Source organism: Stenotrophomonas sp. LGBM10, from assembly GCF_046736075.1.
Classification (GTDB): domain Bacteria; phylum Pseudomonadota; class Gammaproteobacteria; order Xanthomonadales; family Xanthomonadaceae; genus Stenotrophomonas.
The window spans coordinates 1327527-1353891 of record NZ_CP177163.1; the positions used below are offsets into that span (position 1 = coordinate 1327527).

The 26365-nt window shown below is 68.3% G+C and carries 22 protein-coding genes; 8 read left to right on the forward strand and 14 right to left on the reverse strand.

Annotated elements, in window-relative coordinates; all coding sequences use genetic code 11:
* Nucleotides 1-3: 3 nt before the first annotated feature.
* From ACLB90_RS05585 to ACLB90_RS05640, 12 genes are all read right to left on the reverse strand, one after another.
* Complete coding sequence (locus tag ACLB90_RS05585; protein WP_411851994.1) at nucleotides 4-1131, reverse strand: CfaE/CblD family pilus tip adhesin; 1128 nt, start codon at nucleotides 1129-1131, stop codon at nucleotides 4-6.
* Nucleotides 1128-3872 (reverse strand): TcfC E-set like domain-containing protein, encoded by a 2745-nt coding sequence (locus tag ACLB90_RS05590; RefSeq protein ID WP_411851995.1) that lies wholly within the window; start codon nucleotides 3870-3872, stop codon nucleotides 1128-1130. The genes ACLB90_RS05585 and ACLB90_RS05590 overlap by 4 nt, the downstream gene beginning before the upstream one ends.
* 54 nt (nucleotides 3873-3926) lie before the next feature.
* The gene (locus tag ACLB90_RS05595; protein WP_411851996.1) at nucleotides 3927-4445 is read right to left on the reverse strand and encodes a CS1 type fimbrial major subunit; all 519 of its coding nucleotides are present in this window, start codon (nucleotides 4443-4445) and stop codon (nucleotides 3927-3929) included.
* Nucleotides 4446-5730: 1285 nt separating this feature from the next.
* Nucleotides 5731-7008, reverse strand: coding sequence for a citrate synthase (locus tag ACLB90_RS05600; protein WP_411851997.1), 1278 nt, complete (start codon nucleotides 7006-7008; stop codon nucleotides 5731-5733).
* A 319-nt stretch (nucleotides 7009-7327) separates the two neighbouring features.
* The gene (locus ACLB90_RS05605) at nucleotides 7328-7594 is read right to left on the reverse strand and encodes a type B 50S ribosomal protein L31 (RefSeq protein ID WP_017356718.1); all 267 of its coding nucleotides are present in this window, start codon (nucleotides 7592-7594) and stop codon (nucleotides 7328-7330) included.
* Nucleotides 7595-7702: 108 nt separating this feature from the next.
* Nucleotides 7703-8641, reverse strand: a complete 939-nt coding sequence (locus ACLB90_RS05610) for a nucleoside hydrolase (protein ID WP_411851998.1) — start codon at nucleotides 8639-8641, stop codon at nucleotides 7703-7705.
* Nucleotides 8642-8717: 76 nt separating this feature from the next.
* Entirely contained in the window at nucleotides 8718-10769 is a 2052-nt protein-coding gene (gene recG / locus ACLB90_RS05615) for an ATP-dependent DNA helicase RecG (RefSeq protein WP_411852705.1), read from the reverse strand.
* Nucleotides 10770-10836: 67 nt separating this feature from the next.
* A complete protein-coding gene (locus tag ACLB90_RS05620) occupies nucleotides 10837-11223 on the reverse strand; it encodes a RidA family protein (RefSeq protein ID WP_411851999.1) in 387 nt (128 codons plus the stop codon).
* A 308-nt stretch (nucleotides 11224-11531) separates the two neighbouring features.
* Complete coding sequence (locus ACLB90_RS05625; protein ID WP_411852000.1) at nucleotides 11532-13691, reverse strand: RelA/SpoT family protein; 2160 nt, start codon at nucleotides 13689-13691, stop codon at nucleotides 11532-11534.
* Nucleotides 13692-13820: 129 nt separating this feature from the next.
* The gene (gene rpoZ / locus ACLB90_RS05630; protein WP_005410877.1) at nucleotides 13821-14120 is read right to left on the reverse strand and encodes a DNA-directed RNA polymerase subunit omega; all 300 of its coding nucleotides are present in this window, start codon (nucleotides 14118-14120) and stop codon (nucleotides 13821-13823) included.
* Between the two features lie 112 nt (nucleotides 14121-14232).
* Nucleotides 14233-14898, reverse strand: coding sequence for a guanylate kinase (gene gmk / locus ACLB90_RS05635; RefSeq protein WP_411852001.1), 666 nt, complete (start codon nucleotides 14896-14898; stop codon nucleotides 14233-14235).
* Nucleotides 14895-15755, reverse strand: a complete 861-nt coding sequence (locus ACLB90_RS05640; RefSeq protein ID WP_411852002.1) for a YicC/YloC family endoribonuclease — start codon at nucleotides 15753-15755, stop codon at nucleotides 14895-14897. The genes gmk and ACLB90_RS05640 overlap by 4 nt, the downstream gene beginning before the upstream one ends.
* 121 nt (nucleotides 15756-15876) lie before the next feature.
* Here ACLB90_RS05640 and rph point away from each other — a divergent pair, with 121 nt between their 5' ends.
* The 8 genes from rph (at nucleotide 15877) to pepQ (ending at nucleotide 23736) form a co-directional block, all read left to right on the forward strand.
* On the forward strand, nucleotides 15877-16605 hold the full coding sequence (gene rph / locus ACLB90_RS05645) for a ribonuclease PH (protein WP_411852003.1): 729 nt from the start codon (nucleotides 15877-15879) through the stop codon (nucleotides 16603-16605).
* Complete coding sequence (locus ACLB90_RS05650) at nucleotides 16602-16991, forward strand: VOC family protein (RefSeq protein WP_411852004.1); 390 nt, start codon at nucleotides 16602-16604, stop codon at nucleotides 16989-16991. The genes rph and ACLB90_RS05650 overlap by 4 nt, the downstream gene beginning before the upstream one ends.
* Nucleotides 16988-17578, forward strand: coding sequence for an RdgB/HAM1 family non-canonical purine NTP pyrophosphatase (rdgB, locus tag ACLB90_RS05655; protein ID WP_411852005.1), 591 nt, complete (start codon nucleotides 16988-16990; stop codon nucleotides 17576-17578). The genes ACLB90_RS05650 and rdgB overlap by 4 nt, the downstream gene beginning before the upstream one ends.
* 17 nt (nucleotides 17579-17595) lie before the next feature.
* Nucleotides 17596-18147 (forward strand): hypothetical protein, encoded by a 552-nt coding sequence (locus tag ACLB90_RS05660; RefSeq protein ID WP_411852006.1) that lies wholly within the window; start codon nucleotides 17596-17598, stop codon nucleotides 18145-18147.
* Nucleotides 18144-19364, forward strand: a complete 1221-nt coding sequence (hemW, locus tag ACLB90_RS05665) for a radical SAM family heme chaperone HemW (RefSeq protein ID WP_411852007.1) — start codon at nucleotides 18144-18146, stop codon at nucleotides 19362-19364. Before ACLB90_RS05660 ends, hemW begins: the two co-directional genes overlap by 4 nt.
* Before the next feature lie 169 nt (nucleotides 19365-19533).
* The gene (locus ACLB90_RS05670) at nucleotides 19534-21978 is read left to right on the forward strand and encodes a DUF1631 domain-containing protein (protein ID WP_411852008.1); all 2445 of its coding nucleotides are present in this window, start codon (nucleotides 19534-19536) and stop codon (nucleotides 21976-21978) included.
* Nucleotides 21975-22325, forward strand: a complete 351-nt coding sequence (locus ACLB90_RS05675; RefSeq protein WP_411852009.1) for a PilZ domain-containing protein — start codon at nucleotides 21975-21977, stop codon at nucleotides 22323-22325. Before ACLB90_RS05670 ends, ACLB90_RS05675 begins: the two co-directional genes overlap by 4 nt.
* A gap of 82 nt (nucleotides 22326-22407) precedes the next feature.
* Nucleotides 22408-23736, forward strand: a complete 1329-nt coding sequence (gene pepQ / locus ACLB90_RS05680; RefSeq protein WP_411852010.1) for a Xaa-Pro dipeptidase — start codon at nucleotides 22408-22410, stop codon at nucleotides 23734-23736.
* Between the two features lie 632 nt (nucleotides 23737-24368).
* Here the strand turns inward: pepQ and ACLB90_RS05685 are convergent.
* Together ACLB90_RS05685 and ACLB90_RS05690 are read right to left on the reverse strand one after the other, a co-directional pair.
* The gene (locus ACLB90_RS05685; RefSeq protein ID WP_411852706.1) at nucleotides 24369-25694 is read right to left on the reverse strand and encodes an aminopeptidase P N-terminal domain-containing protein; all 1326 of its coding nucleotides are present in this window, start codon (nucleotides 25692-25694) and stop codon (nucleotides 24369-24371) included.
* 7 nt (nucleotides 25695-25701) lie between these two features.
* Nucleotides 25702-26250, reverse strand: coding sequence for a UPF0149 family protein (locus ACLB90_RS05690; protein WP_411852011.1), 549 nt, complete (start codon nucleotides 26248-26250; stop codon nucleotides 25702-25704).
* Between the last annotated feature and the right edge of the window lie 115 nt (nucleotides 26251-26365).

A 26365-nucleotide genomic window follows, 5' to 3' on the forward strand; every position in this document is an offset into this window, starting at 1 on the left:
GTATCACAGGCGGGTGGTGGGCAGACGCATCTCGAGCTTGAGCCGGCCCTCGTAGTTGCCATTGCGCTTGTCGGCGGCAGGCACGCGGGGCGTGTCGAGGGTCAACGGGGTGGGCACGCAGTACACCCACTGGTTCAAATCGGGCAGCATCACCAGGCGCAGTTCGGCGGTGTCGATCCCGCGCAGCAGCACTTCATCGTTGTTGCGCAGTGGAATGCGCTGCCCGTTGTGGGCGAGGGTGAGCTGGTAGTCCACGCGATCGTGCGGGTCACGGCCGCCGTCGCGGTGCCAGACCGAGTACTGCGTATCCGGGCGGCCCGGGGCTACCGGCCCCATATCGCGTGCAGTGATGCCCAGGTACTCGCTCTGCGAGCCCATGCCGTCGTACAGGCACATGTCCAGCACGTTGCTGCCGCCGATGGTGGCCGGGTACGGCACTGGGCGATAGTCGAGCTGGAGGCCGACCAGCGGGGGGGCCAGACCGAACTCGGGCAGGTAGATCATGACCCGGTCGCGGTCGGTGATGGTCAGGTCGAACTTGAAGACGTGGGTGGCGATGATGGGGCCGTCGGGATCGATGCGCAGGTGCAGTCGAAGCTCCGCCGTCCAGCGGCCTGCGACCAGCTCGCCGATATCCTCCGACTGCAGCATCAATGCGGCGCCAGTTCCTCCGGGGGGCACGATGCATTGGTTCTGGAAAGACGTCCAAAGCGGAAAATCGGCGCGATTCCAGTAATCGATACTGCAGTTCCTTTGCCACTCCACGCGCTCCAACCAACCGGTAACGGCGATGTCCATCCGTTGACCGCTACGCGCTTCGGCGAATTGAAGGGTGAATCTGCTTCTACCGGATGATTCCCCCGTATCCCGCGATGGGCACTTGCCCAACGCAGGATCCGATCCGCACGTCAGATGGATCTTTCCGTAGTTCAGATCCACGTCGCCGTATCCCAGTACCGTGCGCGGCGCCCAGAGTTCCAGCGCCTCCGGCGCCGACCGGTCGAAGCTGCGCGCCACCTCGGTGGTGATCACGCCGGTTGCCGGGGTAGTCAGTGGCGGGCGCTGCGCATGCACCGCCGCGCTGGCCAACAGACCCCACACCAGTGCCGTCGCCAGCAGCCACGTTCTCATCGCACCTCTCCCATCGCATTGCCGTCGGTCCGGCGTGCCACCGGGGTGAGTTCGTTCAACAACCGCTGCACCCGTGCCTGGTGCCGGATCGGCGCCGGCAGGCGCTCCAGCGCCAGCGGCTCGCACTGCACGTCGCCAACCAGCAGCACCACGCTGCGGCGTTCGCGCACGGTCAGCGGGCACTGCAGCAGGCGCTCGGCCTGCAGCAGGTAGAGCACCGGTTCGCGCTGCGGGAACTCGGCGATGAAGCCGCCATCGCTGCCCAGCGACGGCACCGGCGCGTTGAGAATGCGGGCGCCGTCCAGCGGCGCGCCGGCGATGTCGCGCGCGTTGCCGATGAAGGTATAGGTCACCTCCAGCCCGATCGGCAGGGCGATCACCTTGCCCGGCGGCAGGAACGCATGCTGCGCCGCGCCCAGCCGCGCCACGCGCACGGCAACCTCACTGTCGTGCGCACTGAGGTCCTGCACATCCACACGGTGGCGCTGGTAGCCGCCCAGCGGCATCAGGCGGCGCTCGCCGAAACGCAGGGTCTGGCGGCGGTTGCTGCCGGCACGTACCTCGGCAGCAGCGCCACGCAGATCCAGGTCCAGCGCGTTGTCCACGCTCACCGTCACACCGGCATCGGCGCCGTAGGCACCGCCCCAGAACAGACCCTGGGCGGACAGCGCCATACCGGAGGAATGGTTGACGCTGTAGGACATCTCGCCGCCGCCGGGCTGCCGGTAGTACGACAACGCCGCACCGGTCTGCCCCAAGGCGTTGTCGATGCGCCCGGTGACCAGCGCGTTGTAGCGGTCATCGTTGCGCGCGCCCAGCTCGGCCGTCAGCTCGCGCGCATCGCCATCGTTCTCCTGGCGCAGCGACTGCGACACGCTCACGCGGCTGTCCGGCGCCTGGTGCCGCGGCTGCCGCACATCCAGCGCCACACGCCGTTGCACGCTGCCATCTTCAAGCCGGCGCAGCCGCGACACGCTGACGTTCAACGCAACACCGCGGTCGCGGGTCGGCCCCAGGCCGGTGCCGCTGTCGTTGTCCTGCTGCCACACCCCCAGCCGACTGCCGATGATGAAGCCCCGCCATTGCCGGGTGAGGCTGTAGCTCACCTGCACGCTGCGTGCGGTCTGCGCCGGGCGCAGCGTCGGGACGGGCGGTGGCAGCAGGCCGGGCGGCAGCCCGTTCCATGCATCGTCGCTGGCGTCGGGCAGCGCCCACTCCGGGGTGTAGCTGCGTCGGCGCGTGTGGCCCAGGTACAGGCTGCCGCCGAACAACGGCAGCGACACCGAGGCACTGAGCGAATCGGTGCAGCCAAAGCGATCGCGCTGCACCGGCGTGGCCGCGCGGCAGGCGCCACCACGCAGGCGCTGGCGATAGAGATTCCAGGAGGCGTAGTGGCGATAGCTCACCTGCTGCTGCATGCCGTGGCTTCCGTCGCCGCCGCTGATCGCGCCGACCATCGCCTGCAGATCGTGGTCGCCAAGCCGCTGCCGGCCTTCCAGGCGAACCTCGCCATACCCGGTATCGGCCACCCGGGCCACGCCGAAGGTCATGCCGTAGTTGCGTGCCAGTGGCACGCGCAGCCCGGCCTGCAGGGCCGTGTCGGTGGACGGCACCGCATCGCTGCGCACGCTGCGCTCGCGGCGATGCCCGCCCTGCACGAACCACTGCACGCTGCGGTCGGACCAGTCGCCGCCGCGGCTGAACGGCGCGTCTTCGCTGCGCACGAAGCGCCCGTCCTCGTAGATGCGCAGCGTGACGGTGTAGGTGCCGCCGGGGAAACGGCGGGTATCCAGATCGTTGACGCCGGCCTGCAGATAGAAGGTCTGCAGCAGACGGTCGCCATCGAAGGCATCCACCCGCGCATCGCGACCGAGCAGCACGGTCAGCGGCGTGGAAGCGATGCTGGCATCGGCATCCACGTAGGCCTGCGTGGTCCCCACGCGCAGCCCGTCGAAACGGTCCAACGGCAGCATGCCGAAGCTGAAGGTGCCGCCCTGCTGGCTGGACAGATTGCGCCGGTCCATGCGACCCAGCTGCAGGTAGTGACGCTGGGCCAGGTCGTGGCGGTAGTAGAGATCGTCCAGGTTGAAACGATCGTGGGTACGGTAACCCTTCCGCGCCTGGCGGCTGTAGTTCCAGGTCCCGCCGATATGGCCGTTGCGCAGCACGCCAAGTGCGCCATTGCCCTGCACGTTCAAGGCCTGGTAACCACTGCTACCGCTGATGTTGACGGTCTGCTGGTGCAGCAGCGCGTTCTGCGCCTGCGGGCTGACCTGATGGAACGGCGACGGCGCGGCCGTCTGCTGCGGCAGCCATTGGCGGGCCGGAAACAGCATCAGCACGCCCTCGCCTTCGTCGAAAATGGCGTGCACCTGCGCCGGGTCGCCGGGGCTGTCGATCCAGCCGCAGCCCGGATTGGGCTGGCCGTACGGGCAGGCCAGATGGCTGTTGCGTGGCAACGGCGCCGCCAGCGCGACACGCAGCGCATCCTGCGCATCGGCCGCCAGGCCCAGTGCATCGAGCACCTGCACCGGCTGGTCCAACTGCACGGTATCCAGAGTGATCCACGCCGACCACAGGCCGGCCGAGCGCCCGAACAGGCGCACCTCGACGCGCTCGGCCTGGCCGGTCGCGAGATCTTCGAATCCGGCCGGCACCGGCCGCGCCTGCACGGCCGGTGCGGCCAACGTCAGGGCGAGCGCGATCGCCAGCCGGGTGAGGGCGGGGGCAGATATCGACATGGGGTACAACCGATGGCCGGCCGGCCCGCGTACGGGCCGACACGGTGGGAGGAGTTACAGGCTGCCGGTGTCCTGGGCGACGACCAGCGCAACAGTGCCGCTGTACAGGCCAGCGAAGTTGATCTCGCCGGACGTGGTCTGTTCCACGCGAAGCGGCATGGCGATCGATGCGCCGGGGATGGCGCTCTCGAACAGATCGGCTGCAACGAACTCGATTGCGACGGTGTCCAGCGCGCGCCCATTGAGGCTCACGGTCAACGGCTCGGGCTGCGCACCCGGCGCGGCCAGGTCCGGCCGCAGGACGGCATCGGCGGCAAGCCGCACGGTGACGTTCTTCTCGGTGTCGTTGGTGAAGATGCGCACATCCTCGGTCCACGGCGCCAGACCGGCGCCGCCGGCGCGGTAGACCAGCTCAACGGCATCCGGCAGCGCGGTGCCGTCGGCCTTGAGCAGCGACAGGGTCGGGTCGACGTTGGCCCACACGGTGATGTTGGCTTCGACCGCGGCCTGCGCCGACATCGAGGCGCAGGCAAGCGCTGCGGCCAGAGCGGCCTTCTTGAAGATATGCGACATGGTTATCTCTCTCAGATGAAGTAAGGAGCCTCCGTAGTGGAAGCACCACTGGCACAAACAGGCCATGCCAGCAGCGTGGTCACGTTAGTCAATGAAATGTGATTTAGACATGCAACGATTCTTAAAATGCATCGATAACCCATGCATCTGCGACATCGCTCACGCGACGCGCGAATCACGCAGATTCCTACGCTTTTTTTCACTACAGCGACGTCATGCGCGCCTATCATTCCCAGGTAAAAAAGCCTGTTTTTTTCAACTTGTCGAACACGACATCAAGCACGCCTGCGTACCACTACGCGGCCCAACCCGCGCAGACGGCATCGACCACGACGCGGGTGTTCAACACGGCATGACGCAATGCGCCGAGATAATGCCGCCACCAACGCGACCGCCGGCACCGCGAATACGGATCGGCCCTGCAAGATAATCAGACAGGCAGAACATTCGGGACAACTGGCCCCGCATCGCGTCTGCGATGCGCCAATGGTCTCGACACGTGGGCTGCGATGCCCCTGCCGGCGACGTAAAGGAGGAGGCGCATGGTTCATGCAGAGCGTCACCTCCAGGGGGACGCACTGGCAGGTGGCACACGAAGGCGTCTCCGCTCGGCATCTCGCGAGCGTGTGGGGCCCCGTTGTGGTGGGCAGGCCCCTGGGCAACTGTCCCCCGGCCGCCGCCTGGCGGCGACGACCTCCTCCTTTACGTTGCCCAGGAGCCTGCCCACCGCAACGGGGCTCGGCTTGCGGCAGGAAAGCAGACGCTTCTGCGAGGCGCCAATGGTCTCGACACGTGGGCTGCGATGCCCCTGCCGGCGACGTAAAGGAGGAGGTGGCGGCCGCAGGCCGACGCCGGGGGACAGTCGCCGGCAGGGGCATCGCGGCCCAGCGCCCGACCCACCCGCCGCCGCACCGGAAAAGGCAGGAAGCACGCGCCGTCCGAGCCATGCAGAGAAGCGAAATAAAAGCGTCCACGTGGTTCATGCGGAGCGTCACTTCCAGAGGGACGCGCTGGCAGATGGCACACGAAGGAGTTTCGGCGAGGCGCCAATGGTCTCGACACGTGGGCTGCGATGCCCCTGCCGGTGACGTAAAGGAGGAGGTGGCGGCCGCAGGCCGACGCCGGGGGACAGTCGCCGGCAGGGGCATCGCAGCCCAGCGCCCGACCCACCCGCCGCCGCACCAGGAAAGGCAGGAAGCACGCGCCGTGCGTGCCACGCCGAAGTGAGAAGAAAAAAAAACGCCCCCTTTCGGAGGCGTTCTTCTGCGTTGCAACGTCGGAGCGATCAGCCCTGGTAGTCGCGCACGTCGTGGCCGGTGTAGACCTGGCGCGGACGGCCGATCTTCATTTCCGGATCCACCTGCTGTTCCAGCCAATGTGCGACCCAGCCGGAGGTACGGCCGAGGGCGAACATGACGGTGAACATTTCGGTCGGGATCTGCAGCGCCTTGTAGATGATGCCGCTGTAAAAATCGACGTTCGGGTACAGCTTGCGGGCCACGAAGTAATCGTCCTGCAGCGCGGCCTGTTCCAGCTTCACCGCCACGTCGAGCAGCGGATCCTGCACGCCAAGCTGCTTGAGCACCTTGCCGGTCATCTCGCCGATGACCTTGGCGCGCGGATCGAAGTTCTTGTACACGCGGTGGCCGAAGCCCATCAGGCGGAAGCCGGAGGTCTTGTCCTTGGCCTTGAGCACGGCGCTTTCGACGTTGTCGGCCGAACCGATCTCTTCCAGCATCTTCAGCACGGCTTCGTTGGCACCGCCGTGGGCCGGACCCCACAGCGCGGTGACGCCGGCGGCGACCGAGGCATACGGGTTGGCACCGGTCGAACCGACCAGGCGCACGGTCGAGGTCGAGGCGTTCTGCTCGTGGTCGGCGTGCAGGATGAACAGCAGGTCCAGTGCCTTGACCACGTCCGGGTTCAGGTCGTACTGGCCATCAGCGGACTCGAAGGTCTGCTTCAGGAAGCGGCTGACGTAGTCCAGCGAGGTGTCCGGCGTATTGGCCGGCAGGCCCTTGCCGTGGCGGTAGATCAGCGCCGACAGCGTCGGCACCTTGGCGATCAGGCGCACGGCAGCCTTGCGGCGCTGTTCGGCGTCGGACAGGTCCAGCGAAGCGTGGTAGATACCCGACAGCTGCGCGATCGCGGCCGCCAGGATGGCCATCGGGTGGGCATCCTTGGCGAAGCTGGCGATCAGCGTGTTGATCGACGCATCGACATTGGCTTCAGCGGCCAGCTCATCGGTGAAGGCCTTCAGCTGCTCGGCGCTCGGACGCTCGCCGTTGATCAGCAGGTAAGCCACTTCGACGTAGCTGGACTTTTCCGAGAGCTGCTCGATGGGGTAGCCGCGGTACAGCAGCACGCCCTTGTCGCCGTCGATGTAGGTGATGGCGGACTTGCAGCTGGCGGTGGCGGTGTAGCCGGAGTCGTAGGTGAAGAGACCGGTTTCCTTGGTCAGCTTCGAGATATCGACGCAATCGTTGCCAAGCGTGGGTTTGATGACCGGCAGAACAACCGACGTATCGCCGGCGTTGAGCGTGACCTGATCAAGATCGGACACTGTGTGCGCTCCTCAGGGGAAGGCGCCCACCCAAGCGCATGGGGCAGGCACGTGAAGGAAGTCCACAGCCTGTGCTGTGGATCACGTCATTATCGCACAGCAACATTTGCCACGCCCTAGGACGGAAGTCGTAGACGCAGGGCGTGCGCGCCCCGCGCCAGCAGGCATTCGCGGCTGCCGGGCCGACCGGGATGGACACTGCGTTCCTGCCGCGGCGACAATTTATGAACTGCCGTTCATTCGCCAGCAGGGTTCAAACAGGCAAAAAAAAACAACGGCCGCCTGGCGACCGTTGTTTTCGTGCAGCAGCGTCGACCGCTTATTCGGCAGCAGCAGCCGGAGCCGGCTTGCCGAAACGCTTCTGGAACTTGTCGATACGGCCGCTGGTGTCGATCACCTTGTGCTTGCCCGTGTAGAACGGGTGCGAAGCGGACGAGATTTCGATCTTGACGAGCGGGTACTCTTTGCCGTCTTCCCACTGCACGGTTTCTTTCGTCGCCATGGTGGAACGGGTCAGGATCTTGAAATCAGAGGTAACGTCCTGAAAAACGACGTCACGGTAGTTCGGATGGATATCGGCCTTCATGGACACACCGTAGAGAATATGAAAAACGTAAGCGCGGCATTATAGTCCCGGCGCCCTGCAAGGGCAAGCCGGGACCTCCGCTACATGAACAGGCCCGCCGTGGCGGCCTTACTGGACCCCGAGAGCGGCCCGGACCTGGGCTTCAAAGCGCCCCTGGTCATAGGCCATCAGCAGCTGGGTGTTGTCCGGCTGCCCCGTCTGGCGGTTCCAGTCGACAATGGTAGCACCCCGGCTGTGCACCCCGGCCAGTTCAACGTTCAGCGGACGCGATTCGACCCGGATCGCTCCGTCCGGCTGCAGCGCCCAGGCCATCGCCAGGGCATCGGCGGCGAACCAACGCTCGCCGCGGCTGTCTTCGGACCACAGGCGGGTCTGGCGCGAGATCAGCTCGTAGAAGCGCGCCTTGTCGCTGTCGGCGGCCAGCCACTGTTCGACATCCTTGTGCAGCAGGCCGTGGGCCACGGTGGCTTCCCAGTCGGCCACTTCGATCTGCGGGAAGCCGGTGAACACCACGTGCGCGGCTTCCGGATCGAAGGCGATATTGAACTCGGCGGCCGGGGTGATGTTGCCGTGGCAGGTCACTGCCCCGCCCATCACCAGGAAGCGCTTCACGCGCTGCGGCAGGGTCGGGTCGAGCTTCAGCGCCAGTGCCAGGTTGGTCAGCGGGCCCAGAGCGACCAGGAACAGCTCGCCGGCGTACTGGTGCGACAGGCGCAGGATCGCCAGTGCGGCGTGTTCGGCCTCGGCGCTGCGGGCGGCGGGCGGCAGGTTGACGTCGCCAAAACCGTCGGCGCCGTGCACGTGGGCGGCATCCACCGAAGGATGCAGCAGCGGATCGGCGGAACCGGCGAACACCGGCACGTCATCGCGGCCAGCCACTTCGCACAGCTTCAGGGCGTTGCGGACCGTGTGGTCCAGGCCGACATTGCCGGCGGCGATGGTCAGGCCAACGATATCGTGGCGTTCATCGGCGAAGGCCATCAACAGGGCCAGGGCGTCGTCGACACCCGGATCGGTGTCGATCAGCAGCGGAATCTTCTTGGTCATCTTTGCCGTCTTGATAATCGGCAACGGACTTTCGCACCCCCTCATGACAAATACAAGGCGGGGGCAGGACGGCGCGTCAGGCCGCGGCGTAGCGTACCGCCGACCCGATCCACCGCCGCACCACGGTGTCGGCCACCGCGGGCGCTTCGGCAAGCAGGCGCTCGGCCAGTTCGTGCACGCCCGGCAGCAGATCGGCATCGCGCGCCAGGTCGGCCATCCGGAACGCGGCCAGGCCGGTCTGCCGGGTTCCCAGCAGTTCGCCCGGGCCACGCAGCTCCAGGTCCTTCTCGGCGATCAGGAACCCGTCGTTGGTCTGCCGCATGGTCTCCAGCCGCGCGCGCGCCATGTTCGACAACGGCGCCTGGTACAGCAGCACGCAGCGCGACACCGCCGAGCCGCGCCCGACCCGCCCGCGCAGCTGGTGCAGCTGGGCCAGGCCGAGGCGCTCGGCGTTTTCGATGATCATCAACGACGCATTGGGAACATCCACGCCAACCTCGATGACGGTGGTGGCCACCAGCAGGTCGATCTGACCGGCCTTGAAGGCGACCATCGTGGCCAGCTTCTCGCTGGCCTTCAGGCGGCCGTGCACCAGCCCCACGCGCACGCCCGGCAGCAGCGCCTGCAGTGATTCGAACGTGGCCTGCGCCGGCGTGGCGTCGAGCTCCTCGCTTTCTTCGATCAGCGTGCACACCCAGTACACCTGCTGCCCTTCGGCGCAGGCCACGGCAATGCGCTGGATCAGCTCCGGGCGCCGGTCGTTGTTGAGCGCGACGGTCTGCACCGGGGTCCGGCCGGGCGGCAGTTCGTCGATCGCCGAAACATCCAGATCCGCGTATTCGGACATCGCCAGCGTGCGCGGAATCGGCGTGGCGGTCATCACCAGCTGATGCGGCACGCTGCGTCCATCGGCGCCCTTGTCACGCAGCGCCAACCGCTGGTGCACGCCGAAACGATGCTGCTCGTCGACGATGGCCAGCGCCAGGTCCTTGAACACCACGCTGTCCTGCATCAGCGCGTGGGTACCGACCACGACCTGCGCCTCGCCCGAGGCGACCTCGGCCAGCACCTTGGCACGCGCCTTGCCGGTGACCTTGCCGGCCAGCCATGCGGTGCGCACGCCCAGCGGTTCGAGCCAGCCGCGCAGGTTGTTCAGATGCTGCTCGGCGAGCAGTTCGGTCGGCGCGGCCAGGGCAACCTGCTTGCCCCGCTCCACCGCCAGCATCGCCGCCATTGCCGCGACCACGGTCTTGCCCGAACCGACATCGCCCTGCACCAGGCGCAGCATCGGATGCGCCTTGGCCAGGTCCTTGCGGATCTGCTCGTATACGCGCTGCTGGGCACCGGTCAGGCGGAATGGCAGGCTGTCGCGCAGCCGCTCGACCAGGGCGCCCTGCCCGCGCAGCGACGGCGCATGGTGCGCCTGCAGCGCCATGCGCTGGCGGCGCAGGCTGAGGTGGTGCGCGAGCAGCTCCTCGATGGCCAGTCGCCGCTGCGCCGGGTGCCGGCCGGCGGCCAACGCGGCCAGGTCCGCATCCGGCGGTGGCCGGTGTACGGTCAGCAGCGCGGTGCGCAACGACGGCAACCCCAGGCCGGACAACCAGTCGACGGGAAGCAGTTCCAGCGCGGCCTCGTCCGGCAGGCGATCCAGTGCCAGCCCGATGAACCGGCGCATCGTTGCCGGCCCGACGCCCTCCACGGCCGGATAGACCGGATCGAGGCTGTCGCCGAGCTCATCATCGTCGTGGCTGCCCAGCACGCGATAGCTGGGATGGACGATTTCCAGCCCGGTGTGGCCAGGCTTGGCGGTGCCGTAGCAGCGTATCCGCGCACCCACGGCGAACTGCGCCACCTGCTGGGCACGGAAATGGAAGAAGCGCAGCACCAGCGTGCCGTAGGAGTCGTCTTCGATGGCGACCTTGAGCACGGGTCGTCCACGGAATCCGCGCTCGACCGCGCTGACCCGCCCTTCCACCTGCGCGGCCATGCCGGGCAGGAGCTGGGCGATGGTGGTCAACCGGGTGCGGTCTTCATAGCGCAGCGGCAGGTGCAGCCAGAGGTCCTGCAGCGACGCCAGGCCGCGTGCTGCCAGCTTGGCGGCCACGGCCGGACCGACGCCGGCGAGCATCGCCAGGGATGCGTCGCCGGACGGCGTCAGGGCCGGGGTGACCGCCGTCTTGCGTGCCACGTGGTGGTCAGTCGATGACCATCACCGCGTCGACCTCGAAGTTGGCGCCCTTCGGCAGGCCGGAAACCTCGATGGTGGAACGGGCCGGGAACGGGGCCTGGAAGTAGTCCTGCATCACCGCATTGACCTTGGCGAACTCGGCCAGGTCGGTCAGGTACAGACCCAGGCGGACCACCTTGTCCAGCGAGCCGCCGGCTTCTTCGGCCACGGCCTTGAGGTTGTCGAAGGCGCGGCGCGCCTGCGCTTCGATGTCGCCCGCGCCGACGATGTCGCCGGTGGCCGGGTCCAGCGGAATCTGGCCGGAGAAGTACACGGTGTTGCCGGCGCGCACGGCCTGCGAGTACGGACCGATGGCGGCCGGCGCCTTGTCGCTGGTGATGATCTGACGGGACATGGAAGCTCCAGGGAACGAAAGTGGGCCTCCCATTGTACCGCCGAAGCCGCGATCGACGCCGCGATCCGCGGCGTGGGCGTTGCATCGGGCGGGGGCGCGTTGCCGATCATTGCCGCGCGTTGCGCGGCCAGCCGACCAACGGTCGGCTCTACCTGTGGCGTGGGCCCGCGTTGTCGATCATTGCCGCGCGTTGCGCGGCCAGCCGACCAACGGTCGGCTCTACCTGTGGCGTGGGCGTTGCATCGGGCCGGGGGCCGCGTTGTCGATCATTGCCGCGCGTTGCGCGGCCAGCCGACCAACGGTCGGCTCTACTGTCTGCGGACCGACTGAACCACCGACAGACGGCGTAGCCGGCGCATGACCTCGGCCAGGTGGTTGCGGTCGCGGACCTGCACGTTGAAGCACAGCACCGCCGCGTTGAAGTCGCGGTCCAGGTAATCCACCCGCTCGATGTTGGAGTGGCTCTGGGCGATCGCGGCGGCCAGCTGCGCCAGCACCCCGGTGCCGTTCTCCACCTCCACCACCAGCGAGGTGTCGTAGTCGCCGGACACGGTGGTGTCCCAGCCGATCGGGACCCAGCGCTCGGGGGACTTGCGCAGTTCGGCCAGGTTCGGGCAGTCCATGCGGTGCACCACGATGCCCTTGCCGGCGGTGTGGTACCCCATGATGTCGTCGCCCGGGATCGGCTGGCAGCAGTTGGCGAAGGTGACCACGCCGCGCTCGCTGCCGTTGATCAGGATCTTCTCCTGCGAATGCTTGGAATGCGCGCCACCGCGCAGTTCGGCATAGGCCATCAGCGCCTGCGCAGCCTGGTTGGGCATCCAGTTGCCCAGCGCCACCTCGGCCAGCAGCGCCTCCAGCCGCGGGTAGCGGTGTTCGGCCAGGAAGGCATCGAGGCGGCCCTTGGGCAGCCGCTCGAGCGAGCTGTCCATCGCCTCCAGCGCGCGGTCCAGCATGCGATGGCCAAGCTGCACGGCGTCTTCGTGTTCGAGCTGTTTGAGCTGGTGGCGGATCGCGGTGCGCGCCTTGGAACTGACCACGAACTCCAGCCACTGCGGTTTGGGCGTGGCCGACCGTGCGGTGATCACCTCCACGGTCTGGCCGCTCACCAGCTTGGTGCGCAGCGGCACCAGCTTCTTGTCCACGCGCGAGGCCACCGCCATGTTGCCCACGTCGGTGTGCACCGCATAGGCGAAATCCAGGGCGGTGGAATTGCGCGGCAGGGCCAGGATCTTGCCCTTCGGGGTGAACAGGTAGACCTCGTCCGGGAACAGGTCCACCTTCACGTTGTCGAGGAACTCCAGCGAGGAGCCGGCGGCACGCTGCGAATCGATCAGTTCCACGATCCACGCATGCGCACGGCTCTGCGCGCTGTTGGGCGAGTCGCCACCGAACTTGTAGGTCCAGTGCGCGGCCACGCCGCGTTCGGCGATCAGGTCCATTTCCTCGGTGCGGATCTGCACCTCGATCGGCGAGCCATACGGCCCGAACAGCACCGTGTGCAGCGACTGGTAGCCGTTGGCCTTGGGGATCGCGATGAAATCGCGGAAGCGCCCGTCCAGCGGCTTGAACGTGGCATGCACCGCACCCAGCGCGTGGTAGCACTGCGGTACGCCGCGCACGACCAAGCGGAAGCCGAACACGTCCATCACCTGGTCGAAGGATTTGTTCTCGTCGCGCATCTTGTTGTAGATGCTCCACGGGGTCTTGATGCGGCTCACCAGGCGGTGTTCCAGCCCTTCCTTGGCCAGGCGCTGGCTGAGCTGCACTTCCACCTGCGCCATCGCCTCGCGGCGCACCACCGGCTGGCTGCGGATGTGCTTTTCCAGGATCGCGTGGCGCCACGGGTAGAGCGCCTTGAAGCCCAGGTTCTGCAGCTCGCTCTTGACCAGGCTCATGCCCAGGCGCTGCGCGATCGGGGCGTAGATTTCCAGCGTCTCGCGCGCGATGCGGCCGCGCGCCTCGCGGCTCTGCGCGCCCAGGGTGCGCATGTTGTGCAGGCGGTCGGCCAGCTTGATCATGATCACGCGCAGGTCGCGCGACATCGCCAGCAGCATCTTGCGGAAGCTCTCGGCCGCCGCTTCCTGGCGGTCGCGGAACTTGAGCTTGTCCAGCTTGGTGACGCCGTCGACCAGTTCGGCCACGGCCTCGCCGAACTCGGCGGCCAGCTCTTCGCGGGTGAGCGGTGTGTCTTCGATGGTGTCGTGCAGGATCGCGGCGATCAGCGCTTCCACGTCCAGGCCAAGCTCGGCCAGCACCTGGGCCACCGCCACCGGATGGGTGATGTAGGGCTCACCGGACTTGCGGGTCTGGCCGGCATGCGCGGAGGCCCCCACTTCCCAGGCACGCCGCAGCAACGGCAACTGCTCCGGCGGCAGGTAATGCGCCGCGCGTTCGAGCTGGAGGACATAGTCGGGTACGGCCGCGCCGGGGGGCGAGGCGACCTTGGCAGTGGGGCCTGGATTCATGGCTTGAAGACTATTCCAGCCACGAGATAACGGCAAACTATTGCGTCATGACCGAACCCTGGCCCTGACATGCAAACAGCCCGCCAGGGGCGGGCTGTCTGCGGCAACAACGAGGCATCGCGTGGGCGATCAGTCGTCGTTCTTGGACATGTCTTCGTCGGCAACGACTTCGGCAGCGGCCCATTCCAGTGCTTCACGCTCGGCACGCTCGCGTTCGGCCTTCTCGACTTCGTCGATCAGGGCGTTGTCGATCTTGCGGGCGGCAATCTCGCGCAGCGCCAGCACGGTCGGCTTGTCTTCGGTTTCGCTGTTGTCCAGGGTGGCCTGGACGCCATTGGCCAGCTGACGGGCGCGCTTGGACGCCATCATGACCAGTTCGAAACGGTTGTTCACGACTTCCAGACAATCTTCTACGGTGATGCGGGCCATGCGGGCTCCCGGCAGCCGGTGAGGGCTGCTCAATCGAATGAGGGAAAGGGGACGGATTGTACCGGCGGGGGCTGGACAAAATCAAGCCAACCCGCTACCCGCCCCTTGTGAATCAGTCAGTTGTGGCCGGATCCTGGGTCAACAGGGCCTGGATCAGCCCGGCGTGACGGACCTTCTGGGCCTCCCGGCGCAGCCGGCTGGCCGTGAAGATGGCGCACAGCTCGTCCACCGCGGTCTCGAAGACCTCGTTGACGATGACGTAGTCGAAGTCGTTGAAGTGCAGCATTTCCTCGCGCGCGGCGGCCAGACGCTGGGCGATCACCGCCTCGCTGTCCTGCCCGCGCTTGCGCATGCGGTCCTGCAGCGCCTGCCGGGACGGCGGCAGGATGAACACCGTCACCGTGCCGGGCACCAGCTGGCGCACCTGCTGGGCGCCCTGCCAGTCGATCTCCAGCAGCACGTCCTGGCCGGCGGCCAGCTGCGGCTCCACCGACTGCCGGGCGGTGCCCTTCCAGTCGCCATGCACCCACGCATGCTCGAAGAAGTCACCGGCGGCGATCATCCGTTCGAACTCCGCGGCGCTCACGAAGTGGTAATGCTCGCCGTTGATCTCGCCAGGCCGCGTGGCACGCGACGTGAACGAGATCGACAGGGCGATCTGCGGGTCGCGCGCCAGGGTGGCATTGACGATGCTGCTTTTCCCGGCCCCGGAGGGCGCGGCCACGATGTACAGAGTGCCGCGTGCGGGCTCGGCGGTCGGCATGGGCTGGCTGCTCATTCGATGTTCTGCACCTGTTCGCGGATCTGGTCGATCAGCACCTTGAGTTCGACGGCGGCGTTGGAGGTGCGGCTGTCCACCGACTTGGAGCCCAGCGTGTTGGCTTCGCGGTTGAACTCCTGCAGCAGGAAGTCCAGGCGGCGGCCGACCGGTTCGCGCTGCTTGAGCACGCGGCGGATCTCCACGATATGGCTGCCCAGGCGGTCCAGTTCCTCATCCACGTCCAGCTTCTGCAGCCACAGCACCAGTTCCTGCTCGGCGCGGCCGGGATCCACCGGATGCGGCAGGTCGGCCAGGCGCGCCGACAGCTTGGCGCGCTGGCCCTCGCGGATCAGCGGAATCAGCGTGGTGACCTCGGCGGCGATGCGCTCCACCCCGTCCACGCGTTCCTGGATGGCGGTGGCCAGCTTGTCGCCTTCGCGCTCGCGCGCGGCCACGAAGCCGTCCAGCGCGGTATCCAGCAGGGCCAGGGCCTCGGCCTGCAACGCTGCGGCATCGACCGCTTCGCCCTGCATCACGCCTGGCACCTGCAGCAGTTCGGTGAAGCTCACCTGCAGGCTGGGGAAGCCCGGCGCCAGGCGCCTGGACAGCTCGCCCAGCTGGGCCAGCAGCGCATCGTTGACCACCAGCGCACCGGTGACCTCCGGGGCGCGCAGGCGCACCACCAGATCGATCTTGCCGCGGCTGCAACGGGAAGCGACGCGCTCGCGCAGCTGCGGTTCCAACGCACGCAGTTCTTCGGGCAGGCGCACGCCCACCTCCAGGAACCGGTGGTTGACCGAGCGCAGCTCACAGGCCAGCGTGCCCCAGCGGGTGGCGCGCTCGCCGCCGGCATAGGCGGTCATGCTTCGAATCATGCGGGTTTCCGGTGCTCTCAAAGTGCAAATGGTACCCTAGCGGTCTTCTCACGGCCTCCTCGCCCGCCGGTCTCCGGCCCGGGCGCGGCTCCGCATCCCCCGTCCTACCCGGAAGCCAAGCATGTCCGATCCCCGTCCCAGTGGCCGCCAGGCCGACCAGCTGCGCGAAGTGCGCATCGAGCGCGCCTTCACCCGCCATGCCGAGGGTTCGGTGCTGGTCAGCTTCGGTGAAACCCGCGTGCTGTGCACCGCCAGCGTGGAGAACCGCGTGCCGGGCTTCCTGCGCGGCAAGGGCGAGGGCTGGGTGACGGCCGAGTACGGCATGCTGCCGCGTTCGACCCACACCCGTAACGACCGCGAAGCCGCCCGCGGCAAGCAGGGCGGCCGCACGCTGGAAATCCAGCGCCTGATCGGCCGCACCCTGCGTGCCTGCATCGACCGCGGCGCGCTCGGCGAACGCACCATCACCCTGGACTGCGACGTGCTGCAGGCCGACGGTGGCACCCGGACCGCCGCCATCACCGGCGCCTACGTGGCCCTGGTGGATGCGGTGAACTACCTGCTCAAGCGCGGCGACATCAAGCGCAACCCGATCTTCGGCGCGGTAGCGGCGGTGTCGGTGGGCGTGTACCGCGGCACCCCGGTGCTGGACCTGGATTACGCCGAAGACAGCGACTGCGACACCGACATGAACGTGGTGATGAACGACGGCGGCGGCTTCATCGAGCTGCAGGGCACCGCCGAAGGGCACGCCTTCCGCCGCGATGAACTGGACGCGCTGCTGGTGCTGGCCGAGAAGGGCATCAAGGATCTGTTCGCGGCACAGCAGGCCGCACTGGCCTCGGCATGAGCCGGCGCATCGCCCTGACCACCCTGGTGGTGGCCGATTACGACGAGGCCATCGCCTGGTACACCGGCAAGCTGGGCTTCACCCTGCTTGAGGACATCGACCAGGGCGACAAGCGCTGGGTGGTGGTGGGACCGACCGACGGCAGCGCCGCCGCACTGCTGCTGGCCCGCGCCAGCAACGACGAGCAGCGCGCGCGCATCGGCAACCAGACCGGCGGCCGTGTCGGTTTCTTCCTGAACACCGACGATTTCCACCGCGACCACGCCGCCATGACCGCCCAGGGCGTGGTCTTCCTCGAGACCCCGCGCAAGGAGGTCTACGCCACCGTTGCGGTGTTCGCCGACCTGTACGGCAACACCTGGGACCTGCTGGAGCCGAACGCATGAAACTGGTACTGGCCAGCGGCAACGCCGGCAAGCTGAAGGAACTGCAGGCCATGCTCGGCGAGCTGCCGCTGCAGATCGTGGCGCAGGGCGAACTGGGCGTCAGCGATGTGCCCGAGACCGGCCTGACCTTCGTCGAAAATGCGCTGATCAAGGCCCGCCATGCCTGTGCGAGCACCGGCCTGCCGGCCCTGGCCGACGACTCGGGCCTGATCGTGGACGCGCTCGATGGCGCGCCCGGCCTGTACAGCGCGCGTTACGCCGGCAGCCCTACCAACGATGCCGCCAACAACGCCAAGCTGCTCGAGGCGATGCGCGATGTCCCGGCCGAGCGCCGCACCGCGCGGTTCTACGCGGTGATCGTGCTGCTGCGCCACGCCAACGACCCGCAACCGCTGATCTGCGAAGGCAGCTGGGAGGGCGTGATCCTGGATGAACCGCGCGGCAGCAACGGGTTCGGTTACAACCCGGTGTTCCTGGACCCGGTCCACGGCCTGACCGCAGCGGAGATGGAACCGGCACAGAAGAACGCCATCAGCCACCGGGCCATCGCCCTGGCCAAGCTGCGCGGGTTCCTCACCCGCGCATGAGCCCCGTGGCGCACCGCGTGTTCCATTCAGACGGACGCAGCTTCCAGGTGCTGCTGGCCATGCTGATGCTGGGCGTCCTGGTGGTGATGGGCGGTGCATCCCTGCTCGGATCGGACAGCAGCGACCCGGCGCAACGGACCCCGTGGGGCTTCCTGTTCGGCCTTGTCGGCAGCATGTGGCTGCTGCTCGGCGGCCTGTTCGCGGTGATGAGCCGGCAACGCGTGGTCATCGGGACCGATGGCCATATCGAGGTCAAGAGCGTGCTCAATGGCTTCCGCACGCGCCGCTTCCATGCCCGTGAGGTGGACGCGCTGCACTATGGCAACTGGCAACACAGCACCCAGTCGGTGGTCAGCGAACTGGGCGTGGCCCTGCGTCCCGCTCCACACCGGCGTTGGAACCGTGTGCGGGTGATGAACACGCACGTGGCCGATGGGGGCGAGCTGGCGCTGTTCCGCGCCATCGCCGCTGCGGTGCACGCCGCCCAGCCCGAGCTGCCCCTTCCCCGCGAACTGGCGCCGGACAACAGCGCCCTTCCCCCGAACCACGCCGCACGGCAACATCCATGAACACCCCCTGCAATCACCTCCCCGGCGAAGCCTGCACCGGCGACCACGATCACGACCCGGCGCCGCGGCTGATCCCGCCACCGCTGTCGCTGTACGTGCATCTGCCCTGGTGCGTGCGCAAATGTCCGTACTGCGATTTCAACTCGCATGCGGCCAAGGGCGAGCTGCCGTTCGAGGCCTACATCGATGCGCTGATCCGCGACCTGGACCAGGACCTGCCGCTGGTCTGGGGCCGGGTGGTCAGCAGCGTGTTCTTCGGCGGCGGCACGCCCAGCCTGTTTCCGCCCGAGGCGATCGACCGCTTCCTGCAGGCCGCCTCGGCACGGTTGCGCTTCGCACCGAATCTGGAAGTCACCCTGGAAGCGAATCCAGGCACGGCCGAGCACGGCCGCTTCGACCGCTACCGCGCGGCCGGCGTGAACCGCATCAGCTTCGGCATCCAGACCTTCAACGACGACGCACTCAAGCGCCTGGGCCGCATCCACGACAGTGGCGAGGCCGAGCGTGCGGTCAAGCTGGCGCAGGACGCCGGCTACGACAACTTCAACATCGACCTGATGTACGCACTGCCGCAGCAGACCCTTGCCCAGGCCGAACACGACCTGGAGCGCGCGTTTGCGCTGCAGCCCACGCATCTGTCGCACTACCAGCTCACCCTGGAGCCGAACACGGTGTTCTTCGCACGGCCGCCGCAGGGCATTCCGGATGAAGACGCGGCCTGGGACATCCAGGAGCACTGCCAGCGCCTGCTGGCCGAGGCCGGCTATGCGCAGTACGAGGTCAGCGCCTATGCACGACCGGGCCGCCAGAGCGCGCACAACCTGAACTACTGGCGCTTTGGCGACTACCTCGGCATCGGCGCCGGCGCGCACGGCAAGATCAGCAGTGGCGCCGGGCAGAACGTGCTGCGGCGCTGGAAGCACAAGCACCCGCAGACGTTCATGGACAGCGCCGGCAAGGCCGCGTCGATCGGCGGCGATGACATCATCGATGCCGACCGCCTGCCGTTCGAGTACATGCTGAACCTGCTGCGCCTTCACGAGGGCTTCGGCCTGCGCGATTTCGAATCGCGCACCGGGCTGGAGCGGGCGCGGATCGCCGCACCGCTGCAGACCGCAGTGGCACGCGGGTGGATGACAGTGAACGGCGACCACGCCCAGCCCACCGAACTGGGCCGCCGCTTCACCAACGACGTCGTCGAGCTGTTCCTCCCGTAACGCCGGGCCCTGCCCGGCTTGAGTCAGGTGTGCGCCGAGCCGGACGGCGTGCAGCCGGGTAGAACCCGGCTCTACGATGGCGTGTCAGGTGTGTCTTCACGCGCCGTATGGCGGCAAACCGGGGAAAACGTTAGATTCCGGGTACTCAGGGGAGCCGGAACCACAACGGATGTCTGCGTCCGCACCTTCATCGTCCCAGGCCGACACGGCGCGCTTTGCCAGCGTCGATGCGCCGCCGCGCGTGCGCCGGCTGCTGGCCGCTCTGCATGCCCAGGCCGTGCAGACCCTGAGCAACCCGCTCAAACTCACCATCGTGGAGCTGGAACGCGAGTTGTTCCGCGATGCCGAACGCGCGCGCAACAGCCAGATCCAGGCCGACATCTACGCCCAGGCACGGCAGCTGCACGACGTGAACGCCCTGTTCGCGCCACGCTTTCTGTCCGCGCTCGCCGATGCGCTGGCGCAGCTGCGCCAACCGCGCCAGGCGCAGCGGCCGGTGGCCGCCGCCGCGCCGGTATCGGCCAACACCCTGACCCTGGTCACCGATACCGACATCGACCGCGACATCGTGCTGGCCGACATCACCCGGCGCGAAGCGCAACGGTCGGCCAGCGCGCTGCAGCTGCTGGGCCAGCGCTTCGGCGTACTCGCGGCCGGGCCGGCGTTCGACGTCGAAGACCTGCCCTTCGGCCCGTACGTGCTGTGCCGGATCGCACGCGAGCTGGGCGAACAGTTCGCACTGGGGCTGGAAACCCAACTGGCCCTGTTCCGCGTCTTCGACCGCCAGCTGATCGAGCGCCTCGGCGAGCTGCTGGAGCGCGCCAACATCCTGCTCGGCCACGAGGGCGTGCTGCCCGGCCTGATCTACACGCCGTACCTGGCCCGGTCGGCAACCACCCGCCGCATCGTCACCGGCGCCGAGCGGGGCCCGCCCGGCCGTGCCGGCGGCACCGGCGTACGGCCGCTGACCGGCTGGGGCGGTGCCGCACCGGCCGGCGCCTGGGCGGCCATGACCAGCGAAGCAATGGGCGCCCTGCCGCGCTCGCTGCAGGACGCCACCCTCGCCCCGCTGACGGGTGCGCCGGCCGCTGCTACGGCCAGCCCGGATCTCACCGCACCGGCAATGGCCGCCCTGCACCAGCTGCTTGGGGCCGCGCGCCAGGCCAGCGCGGGCGCAGCGGCCGCACCTTCGGGCGTCGGCACCGGCCCTGTATCCGCGGATGGATCGGCGGCGGCCGGCGCACCCGCGCCCGGCCTGCCGGCACCGCCGCAGGCAACAGCGGCCACCGCGGCCGTCCCGGTCCCCGATGAGGCCCTGCATGCCACCCTGGCCCGCCTGCAGAGCCAGACGGCACACGCCGCCGGTCCCCGTCGCAGCATGGCCGACCTGCACAACGCCCTGCTCGCCCAGGTGCGCGCCGACCACGGGCCGCAGGCCGCCCTTACCATCAAGGACAACGACACCTTCGACCTGCTGGACATGCTCTACGGGCAGATCCAGCGCGAAGTCCGGCATGACGCCGCCGCCGCCGACCTGCTGACCCGCCTGCAGGTACCGGTGGCGCGCGCGGCGCTGGCCGACCCCGCCTTCTTCGTGCGCGACCAGCACCCGGCCCGCGAGCTGCTCAATGCCGTGGCCGAAGCGGGCGCCACCTGGCTGGGCGAGGAGGATGTCGATCCGCAGCTGATCGCCAAGCTCGGCAACGCGGTCGACCAGGTGGTGCAGAACTACCAGGGCGATGCCGGGGTGTTCGAGGCCGCCAACGAAGACATCCAGCAGCATTTCCGCGCGCTGGCGCACAAGGCCGAACTGGCCGAGCGCCGGCACGTAGACGCAGCCCGCGGCAAGGAGCGCCTGGAGTCGGCCAAGCAGCAGGCCAGCGCCAGCATCGAGCAGGTGTGCGCCCAGGCGGCGCCGCCGCGCTTCGTGCAGTCCCTGCTCAAGCAGGCGTGGTCGGACACGCTGACCCTGACCCTGCTGCGGCACGGCGAGGAGTCGCCGCAGTGGCAGCAGCGCCAGCAGGAAACGGCGCGTATCGCCGCCGTCACCTGCCAGCCGCCGGGCGCGGCGGACAGCGACACCGCGCTGGGCGAGCAGGTTGAAGCTGCCCTGCTGCAGGTGGGCTACCACCAGGACGAGGCCGCCGCGATCGCCAGGCGGCTGTCCACCCCTGGCGGCGAGGACGACAGCACCTCGCGGACCGAACTGACCGCGCGCCTGAAGGCGCGCACCCGCCTGGGCGAACAGGCCGACAGCGCCGACCCGCGCAAGGTCGCCCCGCTGGCGCGCAGCACCGCCGAAGAAGACTGCTACCGCCAGCTGCGCACGCTGCCGTTCGGCACCTGGTTCGAATTCACCACCAACCAGCAGGGCGACGTGCGGCGCCAGCGGCTGTCCTGGTACAGCCTGGTCACCGACAACGCGTTGTTCGTCACGCCGCGCGGGCAGAAGGCCGGCGAGCATTCGCTCGATGCCCTCGCCCGCCTGATGGCGCACGGCCAGGCGCGCATCGTCACCGAAGACAAGGGCCGCCTGATCGACCGTGCCTGGCAGGCCACCCTGCGCACCCTGCGCTCGCTCGCCGGCGCTGGCACCCCGGAGGCTTCTGCATGAACACCCCCGATACGCGCCGCGCTCCCCGCCGCCAGGTGGCCGAACTGGTGCCGGTCACCGACTGCCTGGCCGAGACCATCGTCGGCCGCCTTGGCAACGTATCCGAAACCGGCATGCTGATGCTGGCCTCGGTACCCATGCACGAGGATGCCCTGTACCAGCTGCAGTTCGCGATTCCCGGACCGCACGGCCAGCCGCGCGTGCTCGATGTCGGCGCCCACCTGCTGTGGAGCGAGCAGACCCATGCCCCCGGCCAGGCCTGGGTGGGCTTCCGCTTCCTCACCTTGAGCCGGGAACACCGCGAACAGCTGCGCGACTGGATCGCACAGGAAACTTCGGCGGTCTGAGTGCCGGTTCCGGCACAGCGCGGCCAGCGCGATTGCGGCAGAATCAGGGGCTGCACTCCGCACTGTCCAACGAGCCTCCGCGATGAACCAGCCAGACCTCGGCGCCCTGTATTCCCACCACATCAGCGTGCTGTGCCGGCGCGCCGATGAAGCGCTGGCGCGCGGCGGTTTCGATCACCTGGTGATTCCCAGCGGCACCCAGCACTACCAGGCGTTCGACGACCGCGACTATCCGTATGCCGTCAACCCGAACTTCAAGGCCTGGCTGCCGCTGACCAAGGTGCCCAACAGCTGGCTGGTGTACACCCCGGGCAAGCGCCCCACCGTGATCTTCCACCAGCCGTTCGACTACTGGCACGTGGTGCCCGATGCGCCCAATGGCTGGTGGGTGGAGCATGTGGACATCGCCATCATCCGCACGCCCGAAGAGGCGCTGGCGCTGTTGCCGAAGGACGCCGCGCGCTGCGCGATCCTCGGCGAACCGCAGAGCGCGCTGGGCGCGTTCGTGCCTAACAATCCCGACCCGGTGCTGAGCTACCTGGACTGGCACCGCGCCAGCAAGACGCCGTACGAGATCGCCCTGATGCGTCAGGCCCAGCGCCTGGGCGTGCGCGGACACCGTGCCGCCGAAGCCGCCTTCCGCGCCGGCGCCAGCGAGTTCGAGATCCACATGGCGTACTGCCGCGCGGTCGGCCAGGATGCCAATGAACTGCCTTACGGCAACATCATCGGCCTCAACGAGCACGCCGCCGTCCTGCATTACACCGACCTGGGCCGCACCGCGCCGCAGCCGCTGCGCAGCTTCCTGATCGATGCCGGCGCCAGCGCGCACGGCTATGCCAGCGACATCACCCGCACCTACGCCGCCGCCGGGCACGACGAGTTCCAGGCGATGATCGACGCGGTCGACGCCGCGCAGCAGGCAATGGGCGCTGGCGTGCGTGCCGGGGTGGACTACAAGCAGCTTCACCTCGATGCGCACCTGTCGCTGATGGGCATCCTCAAGGACTTCGGCGTGCTCAAGGTGTCCGCGGAGGCCGCGCTGGCCACCGGCGTCAGCGCGGCGTTCTTCCCGCACGGCCTGGGCCATCTGATCGGCCTGCAGGTCCACGACGTCGCCGGCTTCGCCGCCAGCGACCGCGGCGGCCGCGTCGAACGTCCGCAGGGCCATCCCTACCTGCGCCTGACCCGCGTGCTGGAACCGGGCATGGTGGTCACCATCGAACCGGGCCTGTACTTCATCGACATGCTGCTGGACGAGGTCAAGCAGGCCGGCAACGCCGACAGCATCGACTGGGGCCGCGTGGACTTCTTCCGGCCCTATGGCGGCATCCGCATCGAAGACGAAGTACTGTGCACCGACGGCGACGCCGACAACCTCACCCGCCCCGCCTTCGCCGCCGCGGATTGACCGACCGCACGACAACCGCGGGTAGAGCCCACCGATCAACCGCCGGTAGAGCCGACCGTTGGTCGGCTATCGCGCGCAGCGCGGGGTGTTGATGTCGGTGCGGAGAGCAGCCGACCAGAGGTCGGCTCTACGGGGGCAGCAGAGCGATTGCCGGTAGAGCGGACCGGCCAACCGCCGGTAGAGCCGACCGTTGGTCGGCTATCGCGCGCAGCGCGGGGTGTTGATGTCGGTGCGGAGAGCAGCCGACCAGAGGTCGGCTCTACGGGGGGCAGCGGAGCGAGCGCGGGTAGAGCCGACCGTTGGTCGGCTATCGCGCGCAGCGCGGGTGTTGATGTCGGTGCGGAGAGCAGCCGACCAGAGGTCGGCTCTACGGGGGCAGCGGAGCGAGCGCGGGTAGAGCCGACCGTTGGTCGGCTATCGCGCGCAGCGCGGGTGTTGATGTCGGTGCGAAGAGCAGCCGACCAGAGGTCGGCTCTACGGGGGGGCAGCGGAGCGAGCGCGGGTAGAGCCGACCGTTGGTCGGCTATCGCGCGCAGCGCGGGATGTTGATGTCGGTGCGGAGAGCAGCCGACCAGAGGTCGGCTCTACGGGGTGGTGCGGCGTTGATATGGAACGCCGCGCCCCTGGCCGGCTCAGCGCGCGGCCATCTCTGCTTCGATCTCGTCGGCGCTGCGCGCCAGCGCTGCGGTCAGTACCTGGTGGCCGTCGTCGGTGATCAGCACGTCGTCCTCGGTGCGGATGCCGATGCCACGCCAGCGCGCGTCCACGGTGCGGTCGTCGGACGAGACGTACAGGCCCGGCTCAATGGTGAACACCATGCCCGGCTCCAGCATCCGTGAATCACCGGCCAGCCGGTAATCGCCAACGTCATGCACGTCCAGGCCCAGCCAATGACCGGTTTTGTGCCGGTAGAAGCGCTGGTAATGGCCTTCGGCGATGTTCTCTTCCAGGCTGCCCTTGAGCAGGCCCAGCCGCAGCAGCCCCTCGGTCAGCGTTTCCACCGCGGCCAGATGTCCGGCTTCGTACGCCTGCCCCGGGCGCGCCTGCGCAAGCGCAGCGGCCTGCGCCGCGCCAACCAGATCGTGCAGCGCGCGCTGCTCGGCCGTGAAGCGGCCGTTGACCGGGAAGGTGCGGGTGATGTCGCTGGCGTATCCGCGATATTCGGCGCCCGCGTCGATCAGCACCAGATCACCGTCGCGGCTGCGGGCGTTGTTGTCGCGGTAATGCAGGATGCAGGCGTTGGCGCCGGCACCGACAATGCTGCCGTACGCGGCCCAGGCATCATTGGCGCGGAATTCGCGTTCCAGATCGGCCTGCAGCTCGTACTCGTGGATGCCCGGTTGCGCCACGCGCATCGCGACGCGGTGCGCCTGCACGCTGATGTCGGCCGCGCGCTGCATCAGCGCGATCTCCGCGGCAGATTTGAACAGGCGCTGCTCGTGCAGCAGGTGGCCCAGTTCCAGGAACTCGTGCGGCGGCTGGGCGCCGTGACGGACCTGGGAGCGCACGCGGTTGACCCAGCCGATCAGCTTGAGGTCGAACTCCGCATCGCGGCCGAAGTGGTAGTACACCCGCGAGCGGCCTTCGAGCAGGCCCGGCAGGATGTCGTCCAGGTCGTCGATCGGGTACGCATCGTCCATGCCGTACCGCGACACCGCGCCCTCCTGGCCGGCGCGTGCGCCATCCCAGGCCTCGCGGTCGGCATCGCGCTCGCGGCAGAACAGGATCACTTCGCCGTGGCGGCGCCCGGGAATGAGCACCAGCACCGCGTCCGGCTCGGGAAAGCCGGACAGGTACCAGAAATCCGAGTCCTGGCGGAACGGATAATGGGTATCCAGGCTGCGCACCCGCTCGGAGGCGGCCGGCAGCACCAGGATCGCGTCATCGCCGGCCATTTCCATCAGCTGGCGGCGGCGACGCGTGTATTCGGCGGCGGAGATGCCGGTCAGCTGCCGGATGTCCATCTCAGTTCAGGCGCTGCCGATGGCGCGCGGCCATGACGCAGTCCCCGTGCAGCAGCAGCACCGCCACGCGGATGAACTCCTCGATCTCGGCCAGCGCGTCCTCGTCGTCGTCGTTGCCGCTTTCGAAGTCCTCGCTCGACGCCTGGGCCAGCTTGGCCAGATCGTTGAGCGCCTCTTCGCCTTCTTCGGACAATGCCGGGCGGCGTCCGCCCGACCCCAGCCCGAAGCCGCCCAGGAAGGCGCGTGCCCAGGTGAACAGCGCATCGGCCTGCGCCGCGGTGTCGCTGGCGTCGGACAGCAGCAGTTCAAAGGCGAAGTCACGGTCTTCGAGCTGGGCCACGCTGGCCTCCAGCAGGCGCGACAGAGCATCGCCCTCGGCGGGCACCGGCAGGGCGTCATCGGCCAGCACCCGCGCCGGCCATTCACGCACCGGCGCACCGCCGGCGGACAGCCAGCCGCACAGGCCGCCGTGAAGTTCAGCCGCGTTGGCGCCCAGGCCCAATGCCTGGCTGGCCTGGTTTACGTCGTCGACACTCGGAAGTTCGGTCATCTTGGGGCTCGATCAGAAAAAGGTGCCACCGCAGCCGATCACCACGGTTTGTGAGCGCTACAGTGTAGCAATCCGGCCGTGTTTCCCGGGTCGTCGCCGCGCCGCCGGGCTGCCC